At 55.1% G+C, this 17,381-nt stretch carries 13 protein-coding genes and 2 CRISPR repeat arrays (1 of these 15 cut by a window edge); of the genes, 6 read left to right on the top strand and 7 right to left on the bottom strand.

Features of this window, described 5'->3' with window-relative positions; genetic code table 11:
- A CRISPR array of direct repeats spans positions 1-823; the repeat unit is 27 nt; unit sequence TTCACTGCCGTACAGGCAGCTTAGAAA; it reaches 107 nt to the left of the window's first position.
- Positions 824-1,154: 331 nt separating this feature from the next.
- Genes cas1f through cas6f form a run of 6 tightly spaced genes read left to right on the top strand, consistent with a single transcriptional unit; the run spans position 1,155 to position 9,200 of the window.
- On the top strand, positions 1,155-2,138 hold the full coding sequence (gene cas1f / locus A6013_RS03435) for a type I-F CRISPR-associated endonuclease Cas1f (RefSeq protein WP_069732556.1): 984 nt from the start codon (positions 1,155-1,157) through the stop codon (positions 2,136-2,138).
- Positions 2,135-5,365, top strand: a complete 3,231-nt coding sequence (gene cas3f, locus A6013_RS03430; protein ID WP_069732555.1) for a type I-F CRISPR-associated helicase Cas3f — start codon at positions 2,135-2,137, stop codon at positions 5,363-5,365. Before cas1f ends, cas3f begins: the two co-directional genes overlap by 4 nt.
- Before the next feature lie 16 nt (positions 5,366-5,381).
- Positions 5,382-6,692 (top strand): type I-F CRISPR-associated protein Csy1, encoded by a 1,311-nt coding sequence (gene csy1 / locus A6013_RS03425; RefSeq protein WP_069732554.1) that lies wholly within the window; start codon positions 5,382-5,384, stop codon positions 6,690-6,692.
- Positions 6,689-7,624 (top strand): type I-F CRISPR-associated protein Csy2, encoded by a 936-nt coding sequence (csy2, locus tag A6013_RS03420; protein ID WP_069732553.1) that lies wholly within the window; start codon positions 6,689-6,691, stop codon positions 7,622-7,624. Before csy1 ends, csy2 begins: the two co-directional genes overlap by 4 nt.
- A 13-nt stretch (positions 7,625-7,637) precedes the next feature.
- Positions 7,638-8,636, top strand: a complete 999-nt coding sequence (csy3, locus tag A6013_RS03415) for a type I-F CRISPR-associated protein Csy3 (protein WP_069732552.1) — start codon at positions 7,638-7,640, stop codon at positions 8,634-8,636.
- 9 nt (positions 8,637-8,645) lie between these two features.
- Positions 8,646-9,200, top strand: coding sequence for a type I-F CRISPR-associated endoribonuclease Cas6/Csy4 (gene cas6f / locus A6013_RS03410; RefSeq protein WP_045261778.1), 555 nt, complete (start codon positions 8,646-8,648; stop codon positions 9,198-9,200).
- 22 nt (positions 9,201-9,222) lie between these two features.
- On the opposite strand, the gene A6013_RS03405 is transcribed toward cas6f, so the two are convergent.
- The 7 genes from A6013_RS03405 to trxB form a co-directional block, all read right to left on the bottom strand.
- Positions 9,223-9,696: an RES family NAD+ phosphorylase gene (locus tag A6013_RS03405; RefSeq protein WP_045261777.1), complete on the bottom strand. Its 474-nt coding sequence runs from the start codon at positions 9,694-9,696 to the stop codon at positions 9,223-9,225.
- On the bottom strand, positions 9,693-10,136 hold the full coding sequence (locus A6013_RS03400) for an antitoxin Xre/MbcA/ParS toxin-binding domain-containing protein (protein ID WP_045261776.1): 444 nt from the start codon (positions 10,134-10,136) through the stop codon (positions 9,693-9,695). The genes A6013_RS03405 and A6013_RS03400 overlap by 4 nt, the downstream gene beginning before the upstream one ends.
- A 240-nt stretch (positions 10,137-10,376) precedes the next feature.
- A CRISPR array of direct repeats spans positions 10,377-11,365; the repeat unit is 28 nt; unit sequence GTGCACTGCCGTACAGGCAGCTTAGAAA.
- A gap of 110 nt (positions 11,366-11,475) precedes the next feature.
- The gene (infA, locus tag A6013_RS03395) at positions 11,476-11,694 is read right to left on the bottom strand and encodes a translation initiation factor IF-1 (protein ID WP_002211347.1); all 219 of its coding nucleotides are present in this window, start codon (positions 11,692-11,694) and stop codon (positions 11,476-11,478) included.
- A gap of 284 nt (positions 11,695-11,978) precedes the next feature.
- Complete coding sequence (aat, locus tag A6013_RS03390) at positions 11,979-12,683, bottom strand: leucyl/phenylalanyl-tRNA--protein transferase (protein ID WP_041910636.1); 705 nt, start codon at positions 12,681-12,683, stop codon at positions 11,979-11,981.
- Positions 12,684-12,728: 45 nt separating this feature from the next.
- Entirely contained in the window at positions 12,729-14,450 is a 1,722-nt protein-coding gene (cydC, locus tag A6013_RS03385) for a cysteine/glutathione ABC transporter ATP-binding protein/permease CydC (protein WP_069732551.1), read from the bottom strand.
- Positions 14,450-16,216: a cysteine/glutathione ABC transporter permease/ATP-binding protein CydD gene (gene cydD / locus A6013_RS03380; RefSeq protein WP_069732550.1), complete on the bottom strand. Its 1,767-nt coding sequence runs from the start codon at positions 16,214-16,216 to the stop codon at positions 14,450-14,452. The genes cydC and cydD overlap by 1 nt, the downstream gene beginning before the upstream one ends.
- A gap of 114 nt (positions 16,217-16,330) precedes the next feature.
- Complete coding sequence (trxB, locus tag A6013_RS03375; RefSeq protein ID WP_028012555.1) at positions 16,331-17,299, bottom strand: thioredoxin-disulfide reductase; 969 nt, start codon at positions 17,297-17,299, stop codon at positions 16,331-16,333.
- Positions 17,300-17,381 lie beyond the last annotated feature (82 nt).

Genomic DNA, 17,381 nt, shown 5'->3' with positions numbered 1-17,381 from the left:
AATAAATGGTGCGGTTCACTGCCGTACAGGCAGCTTAGAAATAAAAAGATAAGAGCAATGTTCGTCGATGAGGGTTCACTGCCGTACAGGCAGCTTAGAAAAGATACAACAATTATTTTAACAGATGATGGTAGTTCACTGCCGTACAGGCAGCTTAGAAAAGGCTCAATGGTTCCCTGCATGCTATCACCACGTTCACTGCCGTACAGGCAGCTTAGAAAGTCAGACGCTCAATCGCAAGCTGCATTTTTGAATTCACTGCCGTACAGGCAGCTTAGAAAGAAGTATGGGTCACGTTTAACCCGTATTTCGCGTTCACTGCCGTACAGGCAGCTTAGAAATCTCGCACAAGGTCATTGAGTGGAGAGTGACCGTTCACTGCCGTACAGGCAGCTTAGAAACTCAAAATAAAAACCCTGGGCTAAATGCTCCCGTTCACTGCCGTACAGGCAGCTTAGAAACGCAGCGAAGCGAGGACTCAAAAAGCATTACGGGTTCACTGCCGTACAGGCAGCTTAGAAACAGCTCGCGCCTTCATGCGCTTACGCGCATTCCGTTCACTGCCGTACAGGCAGCTTAGAAAAAAGCGACGCACCAAAACCGGCAGTAGTCACCGTTCACTGCCGTACAGGCAGCTTAGAAATGATCTGGTGTGTGCTGATAGTGTGTTTCACAGTTCACTGCCGTGCTGGCAGCTTAGAAAGCCAGGAATGCGAGATTGCGGATATCAGTTGGATTCACTGCCGTGCAGGCAGCTTAGAAAAGGACAGGCCCATATCACAGGATTTCTCTGTTATTCACTGCCGTACAGGCAGCTTTGAAAGCCCCTTTGGGCTTTAATGCCGTGGAAATGGCGTTACTATCTCACAGACAGTACAAGTAAACCCATCCCTCACAAATATTCACCTTGTCTATTTAAAAACGAAATACCATCATCCACACGCTATCCATTTTCAGATTAAATAAAAATCCCATTCAGGGGTTAATTATATTTCCGTGTATATATTATTTTTAAAAATAATACTTTAAAAAAATAATGTGTTTTTGTTTAGTTATCACAGAAATTTCCATTCATTTGATATATATCACATTTGTATTTCTCTCATCTCCGATAACATACCCGCATTCAATACCTTGAAATTAAAGCCGTTGCTATGCCTGCAAACAGCGTTACCCCAACAGATTTAAAAACCATCCTGCATTCAAAACGCGCCAACATTTATTACCTGGAGAAATGCCGCATCCAGGTAAATGGTGGGCGTGTTGAATATGTCACCCAGGAAGGAAAAGAGTCTTTTTACTGGAATATTCCCATCGCGAATACCACGGCAGTGATGCTGGGAATGGGAACATCCGTTACGCAAATGGCAATGCGGGAGTTTGCCCGGGCTGGGGTGATGGTCGGCTTTTGCGGAACGGACGGTACGCCGCTTTATTCTGCGAACGAGGTGGATATCGATGTCTCATGGCTCAGCCCGCAAAGCGAATATCGTCCAACGGCGTATTTACAAAACTGGGTCTCGTTCTGGTTTGATGAAGAAAAACGTCTGCAGGCAGCAAAGCATTTTCAATTTATCCGTTTACAGCAAATTGAAAAACAATGGGAGAGGCTGCGAATACAGCGAGATACGCCTTTTCAGCCTGATAAGGTCGCGCTGGAGGCTACTCTGGAGCGGGCCAGAACGGGCATGGAAAACGCACAGGATCACACCTCGCTGATGCTCCAGGAAGCGCAGCTCACAAAATCGCTCTACAAACTCACCAGCCAGACGGTGGGCTATGGCAGCTTTACCCGCGCCAAACGCGGTGGCGGGACGGATATGGCGAACCGTTTTCTCGATCAGGGCAACTATCTGGCCTACGGGCTGGCGGCTGTCGCGGCCTGGGTCACGGGCATTCCTCATGGTCTGGCCGTCATGCACGGAAAAACCCGACGCGGCGGGCTGGTTTTTGATATTGCTGATTTAATTAAAGACGCCCTCGTTATGCCGCAGGCCTTTATTGCGGCGATGGAGGGTGAGGATAATCAACAGTTTCGTCAGCGCTGCATCAACGCGTTTCAACAGGCAGAAGCGCTGGATGTGATGATCGCCACCTTGCAGGACACCTCGCACTCTCTGGTGGGCGTTGAAAAATGAATGTGCTGATTATCTCCCGATGTACCAAACGTGCGCGCGAGCAAAGCTGCCGGATTATCGATCAGTTTGCTGAGCGCACGGGTGACGCGGCGTGGCAGACGACGATTACGATGGAAGGCGTCGTCACGCTGCGCAAGCTGCTGCGTAGAACGGCCCGTCGTAACACCGCCGTGGCCTGCCACTGGCTGAAAAAAAACGGTCAAACCGAACTGCTGTGGATAGTCGGAAACTTGCGTCGCTTTAACGCGCAGGGGCGCGTGCCAACGAATCGCACGACGCTACAAGTTATTCGCAACGACGGTGAACACCGCTGGCAAAGCGCGGAAAGCATCGCCTTGCTGGCGGCGATCGCTGGGCTGTTTCATGATTTTGGTAAAGCGGGGATGTGCTTCCAGCAGATGCTCAAGGGGGAAAGCCAGCACGTTTGCCAGCCGTATCGCCATGAGTGGATCTCGGTGCGTCTGTTCGAGGCGTTTGTAGGAGAGCGTAGCGATGAACAATGGCTGACATCCCTTACTCAACTAAAAGCCACTGACGAAAAGGCGATGCTGAAAGCGCTGAAGAGGGACACAGACAAGAAATGCAGCCTTTTGGAAAAGCTTCCACCTCTGGCGAAAGTTGTGGTATGGCTGATATTGTCGCACCACCGTTTACCCCAGTCGCATTCGACTCGTCCTGAGTTGCTCTATTGCGAAGGCTGGTTTGAGAAACAGCTGAATGCGGACTGGAACGCGCTTAATCATAAATCTACCGAAAAACATCAGTGGAAAGCGCGTGATTTTAAAAATGTCTGGAAATTCCCCCACGGAACGCCGCTAAAGAGTCAAACCTGGCGAAAGAAGGCTCGACAGATTGGTAAACGCATCCGAAACCTGCCTGCGCTGCTACACGCGGGATCGCTGGATAATCTCTTTACCCTCCATCTTGCCCGCCTGTCGCTGATGCTGGCCGATCACGTGTACTCCTCACAACCCGCTTATTCAGGATGGCAGGACGATGCCATCCCGTGCTGGGCCAACAGCGACCGCCAATCCGGGCAGCTTAAGCAAAAACTGGATGAGCACAATGTCGGTGTCGCGCATCAGGCGCTATTGATGGGGCGTTCTCTTCCTGCGTTGCGCCGTTCATTGCCCGCCATCGCCCGGCATAAAACGTTTCGGGAAAGGGCGAAAGAAGAGCGTTTTGACTGGCAGAACAAGGTCTGGGATGTCGCCTCTTCCCTGCGCGAGAAAAGTGAAGAGCAGGGCTTCTTCGGCATCAATATGGCCTCGACCGGATGCGGTAAAACCTTTGCCAATGCCCGAATTATGTACGCGCTGGCAGATGAGCAGGCGGGATGTCGTTTCAGCGTGGCGCTGGGGTTACGCACGCTGACGCTGCAAACGGGGCAGGCTTTGCAGTCGCGCCTGGGGCTGGATGACGACACGCTGGCCGTGGTGACCGGTGCCGCAGCCGTGAAGGAGTTGTATCAGGGCAATGATACCGAAGATATCAGTAGCGCCAGCGACGAAGCGTTCTTCGCCAGCCATCATTACGTGCATTATGAAGGGGCGACCAGTAGCGGGATCGCGCAGCAATGGCTGGCGAAAGAACCGGCGCTAAACCGTCTGGTCAGTGCCCCGGTGCTGGTGACAACCATCGATCACCTGATGCCTGCCACGGAAGGCGTGCGCGGCGGCAGGCAGATCCCCGCCATGCTGCGCCTGCTGACCAGCGACCTGGTGCTTGACGAGCCTGATGATTTTGACGTTGATGATTTGCACGCCCTTTGTCGGCTGGTGAACTGGGCGGGCATGCTCGGCTCTCGCGTGCTGCTCTCCTCCGCAACGCTGCCCCCTGCATTAACGGAAGCGCTGTTTGAAGCCTATCGGGAAGGGCGTAAAGCCTGGCAGGCGGCGTGCGGTCAGTCGGACAGACCGACGAGTATCTGTTGCGCCTGGTTTGATGAATACGGCGCGCAGTCGCAGGATGTGGCCGAAGATGCGCATTTTCGCCGGGCGCATGACGACTTTGTTCGCCAGCGAATCAAACGTCTGCCAGACCAGCCCCGGCTTCGCCTGGGGAAACTGGCTGCCGTCATGCCGCAGTCTTTCTGTACTGCCGATGTTGTCTCTGCGCTGGCGCAGACCTTGCACCAGCACATGATCGTGCTGCACGACGATCATCGCAGCACGCACAAAAGCGGCAAAACCGTGTCGTTTGGTCTGGTGAGGATGGCGAACATCAACCCGCTGGTTGCCGTCGCGCAGGCGCTGATGGCATTACCTTCTCCGGAGAATTACCGCATTCATTATTGCGTGTACCACAGCCAGCACCCGCTGGCTGTGCGTGCGGCGATTGAAAAACGACTCGATGCCGCGTTCGCGCGGCACAAACCGCAGCAGGTCTGGCAGTTGCCTGACGTTAAGCAGGCGCTGACGTCACCGGAACAGCATCATCTCTTTGTCGTGCTCGGCACATCCGTTCTGGAAGTCGGGCGCGATTTTGATGCCGACTGGGGGATTATCGAGCCGAGTTCGATGCGTTCACTTATTCAGTTTGCAGGGCGTATTCAGCGGCATCGTCAGATCGTGCCTGAGAGCGAAAACCTTGTGATTCTGGAACGCAATGTGCGTGCGCTTCGCGGAGAAAAGGTCGCCTACTGCCGACCCGGTTTTGAAACTGAACATCATCTTCTGCCTCACCACGATCTCCATGAGCTGCTCAGCGAAGAGGGCTATCGCACGCTGAATGCGATCCCGCGCATCGTTGAAAACCTGCCCGGCAATGCGCTGGCGGCGCTGGAGCATGCCCGGTTGCGAGCCGCATTGTTGGATGGCGGCGAACGGTCAGATGCGGTTGCCGCGTCGTGGTGGCGGCTGCCGCTGACGTGGAACGGTGAGTTGCAGCGGCGGACGCCGTTTCGCCGCTCGTCGCCGCAGGACACTTTCTTTTTAAGCATGGAAGACGAAGGTGAGCAACCTGAGTTTTGCCTGATGCAGGAAAACGGGGTGTTAAAGCCTGCGGGACGGTTTTGCGAGAAGACCTTATCGATGGCTCACGGCGTAGAGCCGTGGATGGCGATTGATTATGGCGAGGTATTACAGGCGCTGGCCGAGACAAGCCAGATGGAGCTGGCCGCGGTATCGCGACGGTATGGCGAAATCACATTGAGAATCAGCAGGGAGGAGGAGACAGAGCAATGGCTGTATCACCCGGTGTTGGGTGTGTTCAGGGAATATCGATAAGGAGCCAGGAGCGAGTATGTCAGTTGAAGCACTAAGCGCTTTCATTGCTGAGTATATTGCCGGACGACGGCAAACAAAGCTGGAAGCATTTGATAAAGAGGCCGCCAAGCGCAGCGATACAGATAGCGCAACGCTTGCGGCAGAACGCCGGGAACTGGAGCTTCGCTATGAACCGAAAGCCTGGCTGACGGATGCCGCGAAGCGAGCCGGACAAATTAACCTCGTGACCCATGCGGCGAAATTTACCCACGGGGATTCAAAAAGCAGCAGTATCTACAGCGAGGCAGTGGCGCTGGAAGGGTATCTCAGCACCGCTGCGTTGTCAGGTCTGGAACCGGATGCCGTGGGAAACGCCGCGGCGCTGGACGTCGCGAAATTGCTGCAAACGCGGGTTAACGGTGGTGATTCTCTACTGGCAAGCCTGAAACGCGGAGATCGCGCTGCGCTGGCCGCTTTTACCGATGACGCAAACCAACTGGATGAATGGATTGCGGGATTTTCCCGTGCCTTAACGCCCGGAGAGCCCGCTTCACACAAGCTGGCTAAACAGGGCTATTTCCCGGTAGGTGAAAATTACCATCTGCTGAGCCCGTTATTTGCCACCTCGCTTGTTCACGCCATGCATCAGAAAATGATTGCCTTCCGTTTTGGCGACGATGTTAAAGCCATCTGGAAAGCGCGCCGGGAGAAAACCTGGCATCCCACTCCGCTGACGCTTTTCCCGCATTCAGCGGAAATACACTTTGGTGGCACCAAACCGCAAAACATTTCTTACCTTAACAGCGTACGCGGCGGACGGAGCTGGCTGCTTTCCTGTCAGCCGCCGCAGTGGAAAAAAGCAGACAAGCCGCCGACGACGTTACGTTCTATTTTCACTTCAGGTGGTCGGTTTGATCGACGTGCAAACAGCACTGTTCAACTGCTTGTGTCTTTACTGGCCAGAACCGCTGATTACACCAACGTCCGTATTCGCGAAGCGCGTGATGAATACATTGATGCGCTTATCGACCTGCTGTTTGTAGTCGCGTCGGAACTACAGCGTGATACGTGGCAAAACTGGACGCTCTCGTGCGAACGATTAGTCACTCATCAACAACTCTGGCTCGATCCCTGGCGCACCAAAACCGATGAGGCTTTTCGGCTCGAGCGGGATAAAGACGACTGGCAGGTTAGCGTCGCGACAGATTTTGCCCTGTGGCTTAACGCGCGTCTGAGCAAGGCGTTGAAGGACCTGGGGTATGTGGAACAGCGTGAATGGCAAACCCGTGAGCGTTTACGCAGTAACCTGCGTGAGATGGAAAAAATTATCCGGGAGGCGCTGAAATGAGTTCCTTGATCCTGCTTCGCCGTATCAGCGTCGAAAACGCCAACGCGATTGCTGGCCTGACTTACGGTTTCCCCGCCATTACCCATTTCCTGGGATTTGCCCATGCGCTGTCGCGCAGGTTGACCGAAACGCACGGGCTGCGCATTGATGGCTGTGCCGTGGTCAGCCACGAACAACAGATCCATGCGCACACGTCTGGCCGCGATTATCAGTTTGCCCTGACCCGCAATCCGCTTACACGGGACGCGAAAACAGCCTCCTTTAACGAAGAAGGGCGCATGCATATGACGGTTTCGCTGCTGCTGGAGTGTCACGGGGAAATCCCCAACGGTGAATACGGGCAACGCGACCTGGCCGAGTTTCTGTCTCAGGTGTGCCCTACGCTCCGGCTGGCCGGAGGAATCATCGTGGGTATCCAGAATATTTCCGTTATGGCGATGCCTGCCAGCGCTCAGGAGATGGGCCGATTACAGTGGCAACTGATGCCGGGCTTTGCTTTACGCGACCGAAGTAGCTGGCTGGGCGAACATCATCAAATGCTTCTTGAAAACGATCCTAACGCCACGCTGCTTGACGCCTGGCTGGATTTTGCTGCGCTAAAAATACAGGCCGAAACGCCGGAAGACGGCAACATACGCGAAGGTGAACCGGCCAACTGGCATGTTGTTCCCAAACCCAATTCCGGTTATCTGGTGCCATTAATGACCGGCTACCAGCGTATCTCTGAACTCTACGCCCCCGGCGTCGTGGCAAACGCGCGCGATGCGGAAACGCCCTTCGCGTTTACGGAAGCCGTGTATGGCGTGGGCGAGTGGTGCGGAATGCACCGTATTCGGTCACTGGACGAGATTTTCTGGCGTTATCGCACGACGGAAACAGGCTACTACTGTCAGGGCGCGGGCGCGCCGGTGACAACTGAACATCTTAATTAAAAAGGACTTATTTATGGCAAAGGCTCCAACGGCCGTTAAAACGGCATCCGTACTGGCATTTGAACGTAAGCTGGCAACCTCGGATGCGGTGATGTATTCCGGAAGCTGGCAGGGCAAGCAGTGGCAACCGATCCGTATACAGGAAAAAGCGGTCCGCGGTACGATTTCGAACCGCTTGAAAAATGCCCTGACCAACGATCCGGCTAAACTGGATGCCGAGATCCAGAAAGCGAACCTGCAGCGTGTGGATGTGGCGGCGCTTCCTGCCGATGCAGACACCCTGAAGGTGAAGTTTACCCTACGCGTGCTGGGCAACCTGTCGACGCCATCAGTGTGTAACGATCGCGCCTATCAGGATGAACTTCAGCAGGTTATCGACGGCTATATCATTGAACACGGTTTTGCAGAACTGGCGCGCCGCTATGCAACTAACCTGGCGAACGGACGTTTTTTATGGCGTAACCGCGTCGGTGCAGAAAAAATTATCGTGACCGTGACGGGCAGTAAGTCGTGGACGTTTGATGCGTACAGTTATGCGCTGCGAGATTTTTCTGCCAGCGACGAGAGCCTAAACGCACTGGCCCAGGAAATCGAAAAAGGGCTTAGCGGCGAAGGTTTTGTGCTGTTGAACGTCGAAGCGCAGGTGCTACTCGGTGCCGGACAGGAGATCTTCCCGTCGCAGGAGCTGGTTCTGGACAGCAACAGCAGCAAGAGCCGCCTGTTGTATCAGGTAGACAGCGTTGCGGGCATGCATTCGCAGAAAATCGGTAATGCCATTCGAACTATCGATACCTGGCACCCTCAGGTAGATGCGCTGGGCGCTATTGCCGTTGAGCCGTACGGCTCAGTCACCAGTCGCGGTGTGGCTTGTCGTCAGCCGAAAGAGAAAATGGACTTCTATACCTTGCTGGACAACTGGGTGACGAAGGGCCAAAAGCCTGACGTTGAACAGCAGCATTATGTGATGGCCGTGCTGATCCGCGGCGGCGTCTTCGGTGAGAAGGGCGAGTAAGGAGTGGTTATGGATCACTATCTAGAGATCCGCGTCCTGCCCGACCCGGAGTTCAGCGAGGAGATGCTGATGGCCGCGCTGATGGCTAAACTGCATCGTGCGCTGGGACAGCGGGGGCTGGGGGATATTGGTATCAGCTTCCCTGCACATGGCATAAAGCCCGGCGCGATGTTACGCCTGCACGGTTCGCAACAGGCGTTAAGCGAGCTCGACTCCCTGGCATGGCGAAAGGGACTAAGCGATTACTGCCTGTGCACGGCGATACAACCCGTTCCAGAGGTAAAGCAATGGCGATGCGTGTCCCGTGTGCAGGTGAAAAGCAGCGCGCAGCGGCTTATGCGCCGTTCGGTAAAAAAAGGATGGATCACTGAGGAAGAGGCGCAGCAGCGCCTATTAAAAATGGAAGAGGCGCGGACTGATTTGCCCTGGCTTAATTTACGTAGCCTCTCTACAGGTCAGTCTTTCAGGCTTTTTATTCGTCATGGTGAGTTGCTTCCTGCACCCGTGGATGGACGCTTTTCAACCTACGGGATGAGCGCGACAGCGACAGTTCCCTGGTTCTGAGAAAACACAGCCGCATCAGCGTTCAGGGTGCGGTTTTTTCTGCGAGACGGGTATCAAAAATAAAGGGCATCTGCTGAACAGAACTGAGCGCCGTGTGGAATGCGGGATGTAAGGGGTTAAGGATGGCATTGTTTTCATAGGGTATGATGCAGGAAGGTAGGATAAGCGCGAGGGCACTGCTAGCCTGCAACCATCCGGTTCCCAGATCCATCGTCGATACCGGTGCCGGATTTTCCTGCCAGTCCTCGGGGAGCCAGGCTTTATCCAGGTAATCAATCTGGTCATCCGGGATATCAATGCTGAAAAGCTGGTACTGATTCAACACGGTATCTTTTCTGACGTGCACCAAAATCTCCAGTGAGGCCAGCGAGATGGACGTGGACACATATACGGCGGGATGCCCTTTATGATTCCAGCGACCGCCGTACTGATTTGCGCCGCTTCCACTCCACGCTTCGCTGGCGTAGCGTCCCGTCACCAGCCGATAAAAAATCATGCAAACACTCCGTGTTCCAGACGACCAATCAAATCGGTGACTTCCAGTGCACCGGTTTCCGTAGCGATCAGGTCAACAGGCGCAACATTGCCAAGCCCGCGCACCGGCGACTGAAGCCAGTTCCATGCTTCTTCTTTACTGCCAAAATAGTCGACGGCCGCATCCAGCACCCGAACAAAACGGGCTACGCGTTCGCTCTCATCCGGCGTCAGCGTCCGTCCCGCGCTTTTGCGGCGGGCCACGTTACGTTCATTAATCCCTGTAACGCGTAAAATGTCCGCTTTCGACATGGCCGTCCATTCATGAATATTGTCGAGCACGCTGACGGGCAATCCCTGGTTGAGAAATTCTATCAGCCGCATACCTCTGTTCGCGGGTAAACCGGCGTAGCGCCAAAGTGCGTTATCAGCAGGTTTCTTGGCGGGGATCCAGGTTCTCATGTTACCTCCTGATTAATGTCATTTGTCATGGTTAAGTATAGTCATTTGTCAGATGGAGTGGAATGGGGATTTTTTGTGCTGGGTGGTTTGTGAGAAGAACGATGTTTTGACCCTGATTTTTAACGGTTTTGTAATCCATTGATTTTAAATGAGTATTTTTGGTGGGTAAAAAAGAGGGTCAGAGAAGGTTTTTTAGCTTTTTTTGTATGCAAATCAGAAGGGTGTGGAGATATTATTTCAGTGCACTGCCGTACAGGCAGCTTAGAAAAGCATTGCCGGGACTCTCAGCGTCGAATCCAGGTGCACTGCCGTACAGGCAGCTTAGAAATAAGCCCTGGAAATCAATCTGTCCTCCTGTGTGTGCACTGCCGTACAGGCAGCTTAGAAATTTTTGCTCATTGGTTTTTCAGCCTCAGTCTGGTGCACTGCCGTACAGGCAGCTTAGAAAGTGGGGCTCGAAGCTCTGGCTGCTCAGCCGTGGTGCACTGCCGTACAGGCAGCTTAGAAAAGCCTGATGGCAGCGCCGCAGCATGAAGTGATGTGCACTGCCGTACAGGCAGCTTAGAAAATATTGATACCATCCTCTGTGGTGGCGCTATTGTGCACTGCCGTACAGGCAGCTTAGAAAAAGAGGCCAGCTTCGTGAATCTGGCTTACGTAGTGCACTGCCGTACAGGCAGCTTAGAAAATAACCCGAATGTGTGAGCGGAGCCCCTTTACGTGCACTGCCGTACAGGCAGCTTAGAAAACGGAGTACAGGTCAGCAACGTCAGCTGACGGGTGCACTGTCGTACAGGCAGCTTAGAAAATATTCTGCTAAATCAACCCCGGCTCAAACGTGTGCACTGCCGTACAGGCAGCTTAGAAAATGAAGTCATTTACACACATTCAGCAGAAGGTGTGCACTGCCGTACAGGCAGCTTAGAAATACGCGATTCATCGGGGTCAGGGAAATGACAAGTGCACTGCCGTACAGGCAGCTTAGAAAGAAGGGCGTAATACTCCAGGCCAAAACGATAGGGGCACTGCCGTACAGGCAGCTTAGAAAAGAGATTGAACAGCTGAGTGACAAGCGTCGATTGTGCACTGCCGTACAGGCAGCTTAGAAATACATCACAGGACAATCATCAAACTCACCAGAGTGCACTGCCGCACACGCAGCTCAGCAAAATAGAAAATAAGGCCTAACAGTCGTCGCACCGTGCACTGTCGAACAGACAGCCCTGAAGCTGGAACGAACGGCTAAATAATTGTTCAAATAATCAACAGCACCACTAAAAAATAAGGCCGGGATTAACCCGACCTTTTATATATTCATCTGCCATTACAGGCGAAAAAATTAGCGACTACGGAAGACAATGCGGCCTTTGCTCAGGTCGTACGGGGTCAGTTCAACAGTCACTTTGTCGCCCGTCAAAATGCGGATGTAGTTTTTGCGCATTTTTCCGGAGATGTGCGCAGTTACCACGTGACCGTTTTCCAGCTCTACGCGAAACATGGTATTAGGCAACGTATCAAGTACGGTACCCTGCATTTCAATATTGTCTTCTTTGGCCATCTAATCCTCTGGGGTATCACTACCAAGTTTTGAACCGGCAAGATAATGCCGAAATTCATCAATTAAGTAAAGAATTGCGCGATTAAAACGCAGCAAAACAGTTTCGGCGCATTGCCCAAGCGTCACGGTACAACCGAACAGGAAGCGCATTCGTAAAGGGGAGACGACAGGATAAACGTCAGGACGTTATCTGAAGCGAGGGTCCCAAACGGCGGCGGGGCAACAGGCAGAAGCTACTCTGCGGCATAATTATAACACCCTCACAAAAAATATGCGGAAAACATTTAAGCATTGGGCATAAAGAGCGTTCTGGGGATCCAGAAGTCGCGCGGGAGCTTCTCCTGACGGCAGGCGTCAAGATGCTCAATATACTGTCGTCGCGGGATGTCAACTGCACCGAGAGAGGCCGTGTGCTCGTTGAGTACCTGACAATCGATCAGGCGTCCGCCGCGCTGGGCAAAGGCCTCGCAGAAGACCAGCAACGCGGTTTTCGAGGCGTTGACCGCACGGGAGAACATCGATTCGCCGCAAAACAGCGTCCCTTGCGCCACGCCGTACATGCCGCCAACCAGTTCCCCCTTTTCCCAGACCTCAATGGAGTGGGCGTAGCCAAGCTCATGGAGCTGGTGATAGGCGTTGACGATATCGCGGGTGATCCACGTCCCTTCATGGCGATCTTCGGCACAGCCTTCTATCACCTGCCCAAAGGCGTGATTCAGCGTGACGCGATACGGGGATTTAGCATGGAAACGCTTCATGCTGCGGCTCAGATGGAACTGCGCTGGCCACAGCACGGCGCGCGGGTCGGGAGACCACCATAAAATCGGGTCGCCGGGAGAAAACCACGGGAAGATGCCGCGCTGGTAGGCCATTAATAGCCGCGCAGGGCTAAGGTCACCGCCAAGGGCCAGCAGCCCGTTGGGCTCACGCAGCGCTCCCTCCGGCGAAGGAAACGCGATGTTATGACGAGAAAGCTGGACCAGGCGCATGACAGCAAAACTCCAGTACGCGAGTGAGGACGCTACAAATATAGTCTACAGACGCTGTTTGAACTGGTAGTAGCGACCCTGTTTCGCCAACAGCTCTGCGTGACTACCTTGCTCAATAATGTGTCCGTTGTCCATCACAATTATCCGATCAAAACTTGCCAGCCCGCGCAGGCGGTGCGTCACCATCAGGACGGTTTTTCCTGCCATAACGTTTGCCAGTAAATCAAGGATTTGACTCTCGGTTGTCGCATCAAGCCCTTCTGTAGGTTCGTCTAGCAGCATCAGAGGTGCATCATGCAGCAGCGCGCGCGCAATGGCCAGACGGCGCAGCTCTCCGCCGGAAAGCTGACGACCGCCTTCTCCCAGCCAGCTATTCAGTCCTTCGTCCTCAAGCAGCTTTTGCAGTCCGACCTGCTCCAGTACGGCGCGAAGATCATCGTCCGAAGACTCTGGCGCGGCCAGCAGCAGGTTATCGCGCAGGGTGGCGCTAAACAGATGCACGCGCTGTGGAACAACGCTCACGGTCTTGCGCAGGGCCTGCTCGCTGAAATCAGTCAGCAACGTGTTATTAAAACGAATCTGACCGTGCTGTGGATCCCAGGCGCGCGTCAGCAGCTGCAGCAGCGTCGACTTACCGCAGCCGGTACGGCCGAGGATCGCAATCCGCTGCCCTGCATTAACGGAAAGGTTGATACCCTCCAGCGCGTTCTGCGCCTGTTTGTCATAGGCGAAGGTCACGTTATCAAGCGTCAGCGCCACCTGCTCAGGCACGGTGGTTTGCCCGGCACTGAACGTGACTTCAGGCTCCTGTTCGGCAATCTGGGTGATGCGCAGGGCAGAGGCGATCACCTGTCCAAGATGCTGGAAAGCGCCCGTCACCGGGGCCAGAGCCTCAAATGCGGCCAGCGCGCAGAAAACAAAGAGGGCAATAAGAGGGCCTGGCTGGGTATTACCGCCAATGCCGCCTGATGCCAGCCATAGCATGGCGATCACCGCCACGCCGCCGATTAACACCATCAGCGCCTGCGAGAAGGCCGTCAGTTCCGACTGGCGGCGCTGGGCTTCATGCCAGTTCAGCTCCGTACTTTCCATTCGGGCACGGTAGCGCTTGCTGGCTCCAAAAATGGTCAGCTCCGCCTGGCCCTGAAGCCAGGAGGTCAGCTGCTGGCGGTAATCCCCGCGCAGCCGCGTCAGGTTTTCCCCGGTGGATTTCCCGGCGCGATAAAACAGCGGCGGCAGAATAATGAGCGTCAGCAGCATAATTCCACCCAGCGTCAGCGCAACGGGAACATCCAGAACGGACAGCCCCAGCGTAACTACCGCAATCACCACAAACGCGCCCACTATCGGGGAGATCACCCGCAGGTATAGGTGGTCCAGCGTGTCGACATCCGCAACGACACGGTTCAGTAATTCGCCCTGGCGAAAACGCGCCAGCCCGGCAGGGGAGAGGGGAAGCAGTTTACTGAAGGTGTAAATGCGCAGGTGCTGCAGGACGCGGAACGTCGCGTCGTGGCTGACCAGCCGCTCGAAATAGCGTCCGGCAGTACGGGTAATGGCGGTACCCCGCACGCCTGCCGCCGGCAGCATATAGTTGAAGCTGTATAATCCGGCGAACCCGGCTACGGCGGAGGCCGACAGGAACCAGCCGGAAAGCGTGAGCAGGCCGATGCTGGCGAGCAGCGTGACAATCGCCAGCACGATCCCCAGCGTCAGCATCCACTTGTGGCGTTTATAGAGCGCAAGATAAGGCAGCAGAGCACGCATCAGATGTCCTCCTGACGGTTCGCCAGCAGGGCGGCGAACGGCCCCTGCGCGGCAACAAGAGCGGCGTAATTGCCTTGCTCAATAATATGTCCGTTTTCCATCACCCAGATCTCATCCCAGTCAGCAATGCCTTCCAGCTGATGGGTAACCATCAGGGTGGTTTGCTGCAGGGAAGCGGCGCTCAGGGCCGCCATGACGCGCTGTTCACTGTGTGAATCCAGGCTGGCAGCAGGCTCATCCAGCAGCATCAGCTGGCACGGGTTCAGCAGCGCACGGGCGACGGCCACGCGCTGTGCCTGGCCGACAGACAGCCCGGCAGACTGATCGCCTACCACGGTATCGACACCCTGCGGGAGCAGCGGCAGAAATTCACTGACCCACGCGCGGTCGAGAACGGACTGCAGTTCATCTTCACGAGCATCCGGGCGTGCCAGGAGCACGTTTTCGCGCAGCGTGGAAGCAGGAAGCTGCGGGTTTTGTCCGACCCAACTGAGCTGCTTACGCCAGGCGTCGGGATCGAGATTACGCAGTTCAGTTTTGTTTATCCGCAGCGAACCGGTGTAGGCCATAAAACCGGATAACGCATTCAGCAGAGAACTCTTCCCTGAACCGCTGGTGCCGACCAGCACCACGCGTTTTCCGGCGGGCAGGCTAAAGTTCAGCGGGCCAGCCAGCACTTTTCCTTCCGGTGAGAGAATGCAGAAATCGCTCGCTTCGACGGTTACCGGCTCTTTAGCGTTCAGCGCCACGTCACCGCGCTCCGGGTGCGCCAGCGGCGTCTCCAGGAAGGTTTTCAGGCTGTCGGCCGCGCCAACGGCCTGCGCTTTGGCATGATAGAAGGTCCCCAGGTCGCGAAGCGGCTGGAAAAACTCCGGAGCCAGGATGAGCGCGAGGAAACCGGCAGAGAGGGTCACCGCCGTGCCGTAGTGGCCGAAATCCAGCGCGCCGAGATAGGAGAAACCGAAATAAACCGCCACGAGGGCAATCGACAGCGAGGTAAAGAATTCCAGCACGCCGGACGAGAGGAACGCCAGGCGTAACACTTCCATCGTGCGCTGGCGGAAGTCCTGTGATGCCAGGCGAATGTTCTCGGTTTCCGCTTCACCGCGACCAAAAATACGCAGGGTTTCCATCCCGCGCAGACGATCGAGGAAATGTCCGCTCAGCCGGCCCAGCGCCAGGAAGTTGCGGCGGTTGGCATCAGCCGCACCCATGCCGACCATCGCCATAAACAGCGGGATCAGCGGGGCGGTCCCCAGCAGGATCAGCGCCGCCACCCAGTTAACCGGGAAGATGGCAATAACAATCAACAGCGGCACAAAAACCGCCAGCGCCATCTGCGGAAGATAGCGCGCGTAGTAATCGTGCATATCGTCGATCTGCTCAAGGATCAGCGTCGCCCAGCTTCCGGCCGGTTTACCCTGGATCCACGCGGGCCCGGCTTCCTGCAGGCGGTCGAGCACCTGACGACGGATCTCGTAGCGGATATGCTGTCCGGCGTGGAAGCCGACACGTTCACGCAGCCACACCACCCAGGCGCGCAGGACAAAAACCAGGATCAGAACAATAAAGGGCAGCAGGAGCGCTTCGCGGGGAATGTTCTCCATGATCATGTGATTAAGAATGCGGGCCAGCAGCCATGCCTGGGCAACAATCAACAGACCGCTAACGAACCCCAGAAGACGGGAGATCGTAAGCCAGCGGCGGGAAATAACGCTTTGCTGTTTCAGCCAGCGTGTTAACTCTTGTTGACGGGTTTTATCCATTGCGTATTTTGCAGGTGACGTTATAAGAAATTAGACATCTGCATGTTACACGCGAGCAAAAATAAAGGCGACCTGTGGCCGCCTTTATTTACGTTTGTTACTGACTTGTAAAGATTATTTACCTTGTTCAGCCAGTCCATCGAGGTAGCGTTCAGCGTCCAACGCGGCCATACAGCCGGTGCCCGCAGAGGTGATCGCCTGACGATAAATATGGTCCATCACGTCACCTGCAGCGAACACGCCCGGGATGCTGGTCTGGGTCGCGTTACCGTGAATGCCGGACTGCACTTTGATATAGCCGTTTTCCAGCTCCAGCTGGCCTTCGAAGATCGCGGTGTTCGGGCTGTGGCCGATTGCCACAAACAGGCCCGCCACTTCCAGCGTTTCGACGTTATCGGTGTTCTGGGTATCACGAATGCGCAGACCCGCAACGCCCATCTGATCGCCGGTGACTTCTTCCAGGGTACGGTTGGTGTGCAGCACGATGTTGCCGCTCGCCACTTTATCCATCAGGCGCTTAATAAGGATCTTCTCGGCGCGGAAGGTGTCACGACGGTGGATCAGATGCACTTCAGAGGCAATGTTCGCCAGGTACAGCGCTTCTTCCACCGCGGTATTACCGCCGCCGATAACCGCGACTTTCTGGTTACGGTAGAAGAAACCGTCGCAGGTCGCACAGGCTGAGACGCCGCGGCCTTTGAACGCTTCTTCAGACGGCAGGCCGAGATAACGGGCAGAGGCGCCGGTGGCAATGATTAGCGCATCGCAGGTGTATTCACCGCTGTCACCCGTCAGGCGGAACGGACGGTTCTGCAAATCCACTTTATTAATGTGGTCGAACAGGATTTCGGTTTCGAATTTGGCGGCATGCTCGTGCATGCGTTCCATCAGCAGCGGCCCGGTCAGATCGTTCGGGTCGCCCGGCCAGTTTTCCACTTCCGTGGTGGTGGTCAACTGACCGCCTTTTTCCATGCCGGTGATCAGTACCGGCTGCAGGTTTGCGCGTGCAGCATAGACCGCCGCGGTATATCCCGCAGGTCCAGAACCAAGGATTAACAACTTACTGTGTTTGGTCGTGCCCATGAGATCCCCATTGTTGTTGGCAGGCAATGGGCTGGATTGTAGGGAATTTGTTGCCGTAAAAAAAGAGCACTGGGATTTTGCT

Source organism: Enterobacter sp. IF2SW-B1, from assembly GCF_001743375.1.
GTDB classification, from domain to species: Bacteria; Pseudomonadota; Gammaproteobacteria; order Enterobacterales; family Enterobacteriaceae; genus Enterobacter; species Enterobacter bugandensis.
The sequence above is the reverse complement of the archived record's forward strand: the minus strand, read 5'-3'. Positions and strand labels throughout refer to the sequence as shown.